Source organism: Nitratireductor aquibiodomus NL21 = JCM 21793, assembly GCF_000615975.1.
Classification (GTDB): domain Bacteria; phylum Pseudomonadota; class Alphaproteobacteria; order Rhizobiales; family Rhizobiaceae; genus Nitratireductor; species Nitratireductor aquibiodomus.
In genome coordinates, this window is record NZ_BAMP01000055.1 from 20912 (window position 1) to 27482 (window position 6571).

General features: G+C 59.7%; 5 protein-coding genes and 2 pseudogenes. 6 read left to right on the forward strand and 1 reads right to left on the reverse strand.

Translation table 11 applies throughout. The features are described 5' to 3' along the window. Positions 1-150: 150 nt before the first annotated feature. A pseudogene (locus JCM21793_RS26215) lies at positions 151-590 on the reverse strand (pilus assembly protein N-terminal domain-containing protein). 314 nt (positions 591-904) lie between these two features. Here JCM21793_RS26215 and JCM21793_RS26220 point away from each other — a divergent pair. From JCM21793_RS26220 to JCM21793_RS26225, 6 genes and pseudogenes are all read left to right on the forward strand, one after another. Beyond that, a complete protein-coding gene (locus tag JCM21793_RS26220) occupies positions 905-1081 on the forward strand; it encodes a Flp family type IVb pilin (protein WP_081784730.1) in 177 nt (58 codons plus the stop codon). Positions 1082-1231: 150 nt separating this feature from the next. Beyond that, positions 1232-1753 carry an A24 family peptidase gene (locus JCM21793_RS14890; protein ID WP_025030874.1) on the forward strand — a complete coding sequence of 174 codons (522 nt, stop codon included), beginning with the start codon at positions 1232-1234 and terminating at the stop codon, positions 1751-1753. A gap of 216 nt (positions 1754-1969) precedes the next feature. Beyond that, on the forward strand, positions 1970-2785 hold the full coding sequence (cpaB, locus tag JCM21793_RS14895) for a Flp pilus assembly protein CpaB (RefSeq protein WP_025030875.1): 816 nt from the start codon (positions 1970-1972) through the stop codon (positions 2783-2785). Between the two features lie 98 nt (positions 2786-2883). Continuing rightward, positions 2884-4374, forward strand: coding sequence for a type II and III secretion system protein family protein (locus JCM21793_RS14900; RefSeq protein ID WP_306306761.1), 1491 nt, complete (start codon positions 2884-2886; stop codon positions 4372-4374). A 29-nt stretch (positions 4375-4403) separates the two neighbouring features. Then, a complete protein-coding gene (locus tag JCM21793_RS14905) occupies positions 4404-5132 on the forward strand; it encodes a CpaD family pilus assembly protein (protein ID WP_036540488.1) in 729 nt (242 codons plus the stop codon). Between the two features lie 14 nt (positions 5133-5146). Beyond that, positions 5147-6426: pseudogene (locus tag JCM21793_RS26225) on the forward strand (CpaE/TadZ family protein). Positions 6427-6571: the final 145 nt, after the last annotated feature.

Genomic DNA, 6571 nt, shown 5'->3' on the forward strand with positions numbered 1-6571 from the left:
CTGAATGTGCGTTTGTCAGGGAGGACTATAACCAGCCCCGGTTGCATTCCGGTTTTGACGGCAGCTCAAATTGCAGCGTTCTGGTTTGCGTTTTGTAAACCCTGAACGGTGCTGCGCCCGGCGCTCGTTGAGCCCGCAGCGCGATACCGCTTACTGGTTGGCGCTGATCTCGGCTTCGGAGGTCCGTTCCGCGTCCGTCTTGTAGGAGCTTTCGCAGTAGGGCGTGCAGGAAAGCGTCTGCACATTGGCCCTGCGATAGATGCGGACCGAGCTGGCAGACTGCCGGCGGACGACAACCTGTTCATCGACAATCGCTGACCATCCAGGTCGAGAACGACGAGATTGGTCACGCCGAAACCCTTGCCGGTGAGAACGATGGTCGTCGCATCCTGTACGGCGGCGTCGGCGATCTCGGGGTTACCGATAACGATCGTGTCCGCCTCGCGTGCAAGCTTGACGATCTTCGCCTGGTTCATCACCACCTCAATTGCTGCCTCGTTCGCCGGGGCGGTGCCCGGCAATGCAACCAGACCTGCGATCAGGCAGGCTGTCTTCAAGGCAGTTCCAGTCTTGGAAAATACGGCGCGCATTACCCTGCTCCCCACGTCAAGCTGAAGAGACTATGAACATCATTGGTGAACCAAGGGTTAAGCGCACGGATGTCTGGCGCAGAGGCGGCAGCATTTGTGGGCTATATATAAAGTGTCTCCCGTCCGTCCGCTCGGGCATCCCGGCTTTAGAGTACTGTTAACCAATGCTCGCGCTTTGAGGCGGCAAGGTTTTGGTAAGGGTGTTTCTTAAGCAGGTTGAAAGAGCTCCCTCGTATGGTCAGGCCATCCGATCAACACAACAAAAAACGTTGACGGTCTTGCTGAACAAAAACGCGGAAGAGGAGTTTTCCCAAATGGCAAATCTGTTTGCACGTTTCATGAAAGACGAGTCCGGCGCCACGGCGATCGAATACGGCCTTCTGGCTGCTCTGATTGCTCTCGGTATCATCGCTGGTGCCACCACGATCGGTACGCAGGTCGGCACGACCTTCACCACGATCGGCACTTCGCTGACCGACGCCAATAAGTAATATTGGTAGGTCTTCCCTACCTGAAAAACCGCCTTCCAAACCGGGAGGCGGTTTTTTTGTTGCGGAAACGTTTCTGTGTGCGGCCGCGGTGCGCTTCACCAAGTTTTAAGCACGTCCCCGCACAATCCTTGAAAACAGAGGCGTGATCCGATGCTTGAAGCGGCTATTTTCGTCATATTCCCATTCTGCATGGTTTTTGCGGCGATCTCCGACATTCTGTCGATGACGATCGCCAATCGTGTTTCACTCTTGTTGCTCGTGGCGTTTCTGGTTCTTGCCCCGTTTACCGGAATGCAGTGGTCGCAGATTGGGCTACATCTGGCAGCCGGAGCGCTCGTGTTGAGCGCGACTTTTGTCCTGTTCGCGGTCGGCGGCATGGGTGGAGGGGACGCCAAACTTCTTTCCGCGACGGCAGTCTGGTTCGGTTTGAGCACCGCACTCGTTCAGTATCTTGTCCTTGCGTCGGTTTTTGGGGGCATTCTGACAGTGGCTCTGGTGTATTTCCGGAATTCGCCGCTGGCGCACTTCACGGGGGGCAATTCCCTTCTCCAGCATTTAGCCAATGGCAAAGCTGGTATTCCCTATGGCATTGCTCTGGGTGTCGCGGGGCTTGTGACCTACCCAGAAACGCCAATTATGCAGTGGGCGCTTGCCCGCCTGGCAGGGCTTTAGAATCATGCAGCCCGGCTGCGGTAGAACCCGCAGCGCCCATAAGAGCCTGACCGTTGCGCCTCGATGTCTCATCGGGGCGTTCCTGCATTCCGGCCCCGAATAATCGCTCAACTTTAAATTAATCATTTCTGTAAGCTTCGCGTTAACCATAATTTGACGATTGGCCCTCCATTCTCCGCTTCACGCAAGGGAAGTCCGAGTACGAGGGGCGGAGTCATGAGCAAATCCCGGATCGTCATCTTAGGAGTGGCCGTGCTGGCTGCCCTTGGCGCCGGTTATGTGGCCAAGAATCTGACGGCGCCGGCTCCGCAGCAGCCGATAGCGAGCGCGGGACCGGAGGAGCCGGCCATCGATCTGGTCGATGTCCTGGTCATCGGCCAGGACGTGCCCATGGGCACCGAGCTCGGCAGCGCCGTTAGATGGCAGGCCTGGCCGACGGACAACATCAACGCGAATATGATCACCCGGAACGAGAGCCCCGAGGCGCTTGAAGAGCTGCGCAGCTCCATTGCGCGTGTCGCGCTCTATACCGGCGAACCGCTCAGGCGCTCCAAGCTGATTGGCGAGGGCATGAGCTTCATGTCGGCCATTCTGCCCTCCGGCAAGCGCGCCGTCGCCACGCAGATCGCCGCCGACACCTCGGCAGGCGGTTTCATCCTTCCCAATGATTATGTCGACGTCATCATGACCCGCCGGGCGCAGGACAGCGGTACGGCAAACGGCTTCATCACCGAGACCATCCTGAAGAACATCAAGGTCCTGGCGATCGACCAGACCATTCAGGAGGACGAGGAAGGCCGCCGCGTCAAGGTGGGTGAGACGGCAACGCTGGAACTGACGCCGGAGCAGGCAGAGATCATCACCGTTGCGCAGCAGATGGCCGATCGCCTCACGCTGTCGCTGCGGGCGATCACCGACACGAACGAAACATCGGAGAACGACGGATCCTATCTCGTCTCGGGCAGAGGCAGGGGCAACAGCGTCCGTCTGATCAAGTCCGGTGAAGTCACCGAAGTGGGGACCCGGAAATGATGAAGCGCGCGAATGGGGCGAGGGCCGTGAAACAGTCAGGGCGGGAAATGCGCAGCAATCTGAAGCTGACCGCGCGTCTCTTGTTGGGATGCGCAACAATGCTGGCCGTCCAGGTCGCCTTACCGGCTGGCCCGGCATTCGCCGAACAGAACGTCGTCAAGGCGCGAGGCGGATCCAATGTGAGCCAGCGCGTAAAGCTTGGCCTCAACAAATCGCTCGTGCTCGACCTGCCGAGCGACGCCTACGACATTCTGGTCGCCAATCCGTCGGTCGCCGACGCCGTGACACGCACCGCACGGCGCATTTATCTGTTCGGCAAACAGGTGGGCGAGACCAACATCTTCGTGTTTGGCGCCAATGGCGAGCAGATTGCCAGCCTCGACCTCGCAGTGGAGCGCGATGTTGCGGGTCTCGAAGACTATCTCAAGCGCTTCATCCCGAATTCCGATATCGATGTTGAACTGATCAACGACAACGTTGTTCTCACCGGCACCGTTGAAACGCCGCTCGACGCCGCCCGTGCCGCGCAGCTCGCGCAGATATTCGTCACCGGTGGTGAAGCCACGACCGGCCAGTATTCCCAGAGCGCGGCAGCGCCCACCGATGGTGGCGGCGTGGCGATCAACAACCCCGACCAGAAGCGCCAGACAAGCCGGATCGTCAACATGATCCAGATCATCGGCGAGGATCAGGTCACACTGAAGGTGACGGTTGCCGAAGTTAGCCGCTCCGTCATGAAGCAGCTTGGCGTGAACATGATCGGTTCGGGTAGCGCCGACGGCATCTCCTGGGGTGCCGTGGTCGACAATGCCTTCGGGCTCGGCAAACCGCTTTCGCCCACTCAGTTCTCGGTCGGAGGATCGCTGATCGACGCCTACATCAATGCCATGGAACAGGCCGGCGTCATGAAAACGCTCGCCGAGCCGGCCCTCACGGCCGTTTCCGGCGAGAAGGCCACGTTCCGCGTTGGTGGCGAGTTCAACATCGTCACGTCTCAGGAAGTCGACGCCGATACCAACGCGCTGAAATACGAAGTCGAGAAGATCGACTACGGCATTGGTCTGGAGTTCCTTCCGACCGTTCTTTCGGCGGGTCGCATCAGCCTGAAGATCCGCACACAGGTTTCCGAACCGACGATGCAGGGGTCGGAGACCTTCTTCGCGGGCATGGGGCGCGGCCAGCGCTACCGCAACGCTTCGAGCATGAATGCGATTTCGATCCGCAAGCGCCTCGCCGACACCACGGTCGAGTTGCCGTCCGGCGGGTCGATGATGATCGCCGGCCTCGTGCAGGATGACGTGCGGCAGGCGTTCAACGGGGTTCCGGGGCTCTCAAAGGTTCCCGTGCTCGGCGCGCTGTTCCGCAGCCGTGACTTCGTTCGCAACGAAACGGAGCTGGTGATCATCGTGACACCGTTCCTGTCCAAGCCGACGGCGCGCACCGCGCTGGCGAAGCCGGATGACAATTTCACACCCGCCAGCGATGGCGCGGGAATGTTCCTTGGCCGGGTCAATCGCGTCTACGGAACCATGAAAACCAACCTGCCCAATGGCCGCTACCACGGCGTTGTCGGCTACATCTACAAATGAGCTGGGGGAAGGTCATGCCGGGGGTGGTCATGATGAAGAACACAACACGGAACACACAGCGGGCCAGGCTCACCGGCACGGCACTCGTCATCTGCACGGCCATGCTGATGGCCGGATGTGCGGCAAAGCGGGATTCGGTCATCGTCGGCTCGATACCGGACGACTACCGCACCAATCACCCGATCGTCATTTCCGAAAAGGCGCAGGAGATCGACCTGCCCATTGCCGCCTCCGCCCGGAAGATGTCCCGCGACCAGATGAGCACACTCGCTGGTTTCATGAGCGGCTATGACCGGCGTTCCGGCAGCACGGTTTCCGTGCTCGTGCCCTCGGGATCGGTCAATGAACTCGGCGCGTCCAACGTCGCCTCCCAGATCACGCATCTGCTTCAGAACCAGGGGGTTCCGCCGGAAAACATCTCCGTGGTGTCCTATCAGGCTCTGGCGCCCGACACTGCACCGCCGATCCGTGTCTCCTATCCGGTGGTCAAGGCATCCACCAATCAGTGCGGCCGCTGGCCGGCAGATATTCTCGATACGACCGACAACAAGCACTACGCGAACTTCGGTTGTTCCTATCAGAACAATCTCGCCGCCCAGGTCGCCAATCCGAATGATTTCCTCGGCCCGCGCAAGCAGGGTGAGATCGATGCCGAGAACCGTATGGGCGTGATCGACAAGTATCGCGGCGCCGAGAGCATTTATAAACCAGGCAAGGTGTCCGAAGACTTCCGGGCCGCCAGAGAGATCGCGTACTAGGCGAGGGGCATGACATGAGCAATCTGGCCTACGAAACGGATCACGAGGATCTCGCCCCCGAAGACGGCGCGTCACCGGCGCTGCAGAAGCTGCGCCCGATCCCGAGGATATCGATTCAGGCGTTCTGCGAGACGGACAGCGTCGCCAACCCGATCGAACGGGCGGGCGAAGATCGCCGCATGGCGAAAACTCATCTCAAGGTGCATATGGGCGGTGTGGCGACAGCGGTCGAGTTTTATCAGACCGCGGCCACGCCGAACCTCGTCATCGTTGAATCGTCCAGTGAACCAAGAGAATTGCTGGCCTCGCTTGAGGAACTGGCGGGGGTCTGCGATCCCTCGACGAAAGTCATCATCATCGGGCACTACAACGATGTCTGGCTCTACCGCGAGCTGATCCGCGCAGGCATTTCTGAATATGTGGTCGCACCGATCTCCATGGCTGACATTGTCAGCGTGATCGCCAACATCTTCGTTGACCCCGAAGCCGAGCCGCTTGGACATTCCATTGCGTTTGTCGGCGCCAAAGGCGGGTCGGCTCGTCCACCGTCGCTCACAACGTGGCCTGGGCAATCTCGAACCTGTTCGAGAATGAAGTCGTTGTCGCCGATCTGGATTTGCCTTTCGGCACGGCCAATATCAATTTCGATCAGGATCCCGCGCAGGGCATCGCCGAGGCGGTGTTTTCGCCCGAGCGCATCGACGAGGTCTATCTCGACCGCCTTCTGGCGCAGTGCGCGGAGCGGCTTTCCCTTCTGGCGGCGCCTTCCACGCTCGATCGCGTGTATGATTTCGATCCGGAAGCCTTTGCGCAGATCATCGATACGACGCAGCGCACCGCGCCGGTGCTGGTTCTCGACGTTCCGCATGCCTGGAACGGCTGGACCAAGACCACCCTCGCGCAGGCCGACGAGATCGTCATCACGGCCACGCCGGACCTTGCCAACCTTCGCAACACGAAGAACCTGATCGACACGCTGAAGAAGTTGCGGCCCAACGACAAGCCGCCGGTTCTTCTGCTCAATCAGGCAGGCATTCCGAAGCGGCCCGAGATTTCGCTGGAAGACTTTGCAGAGCCGCTCGGCGTGATCCCGGCAGCGACGATTCCGTTTGAGCCGCAATTGTTCGGCAATGCGGCCAACAATGGTCGCATGCTGGGCGAAATGGACGCCAGCAACCCGATCGTCGAGACGATCAACGATCTCGCCCATGTGCTTACAGGCCGGCGTGATGTGAAGCCAAAAAAGAAGAGCGGTTTGTCCGGCATCCTGGACAGGTTGAAACGCAAGAGCTGATACGGATTGGTAGCGTCAGATGTTCGGAAAGAGAGGGACAGGCGTCCCGCATCCCACAGCGCCGCACACCGAAACCCCGAAGTCCTTTTCGGGCGGCACCGACGTATTGACGCCGGAACGGCCCGCATCTCCGAGTCCGCAAAAA

What these genes read in the sequence shown, in the direction of transcription:
- JCM21793_RS26220 (WP_081784730.1), top strand. Translation starts at nt 905, where the DNA reads ATGGCAAATCTGTTTGCACGTTTCATGAAAGACGAGTCCGGCGCCACG.
- JCM21793_RS14890 (WP_025030874.1), top strand. Translation starts at nt 1,232, where the DNA reads ATGCTTGAAGCGGCTATTTTCGTCATATTCCCATTCTGCATGGTTTTT.
- cpaB (WP_025030875.1), top strand. Translation starts at nt 1,970, where the DNA reads ATGAGCAAATCCCGGATCGTCATCTTAGGAGTGGCCGTGCTGGCTGCC.
- JCM21793_RS14900 (WP_306306761.1), top strand. Translation starts at nt 2,884, where the DNA reads ATGCTGGCCGTCCAGGTCGCCTTACCGGCTGGCCCGGCATTCGCCGAA.
- JCM21793_RS14905 (WP_036540488.1), top strand. Translation starts at nt 4,404, where the DNA reads ATGATGAAGAACACAACACGGAACACACAGCGGGCCAGGCTCACCGGC.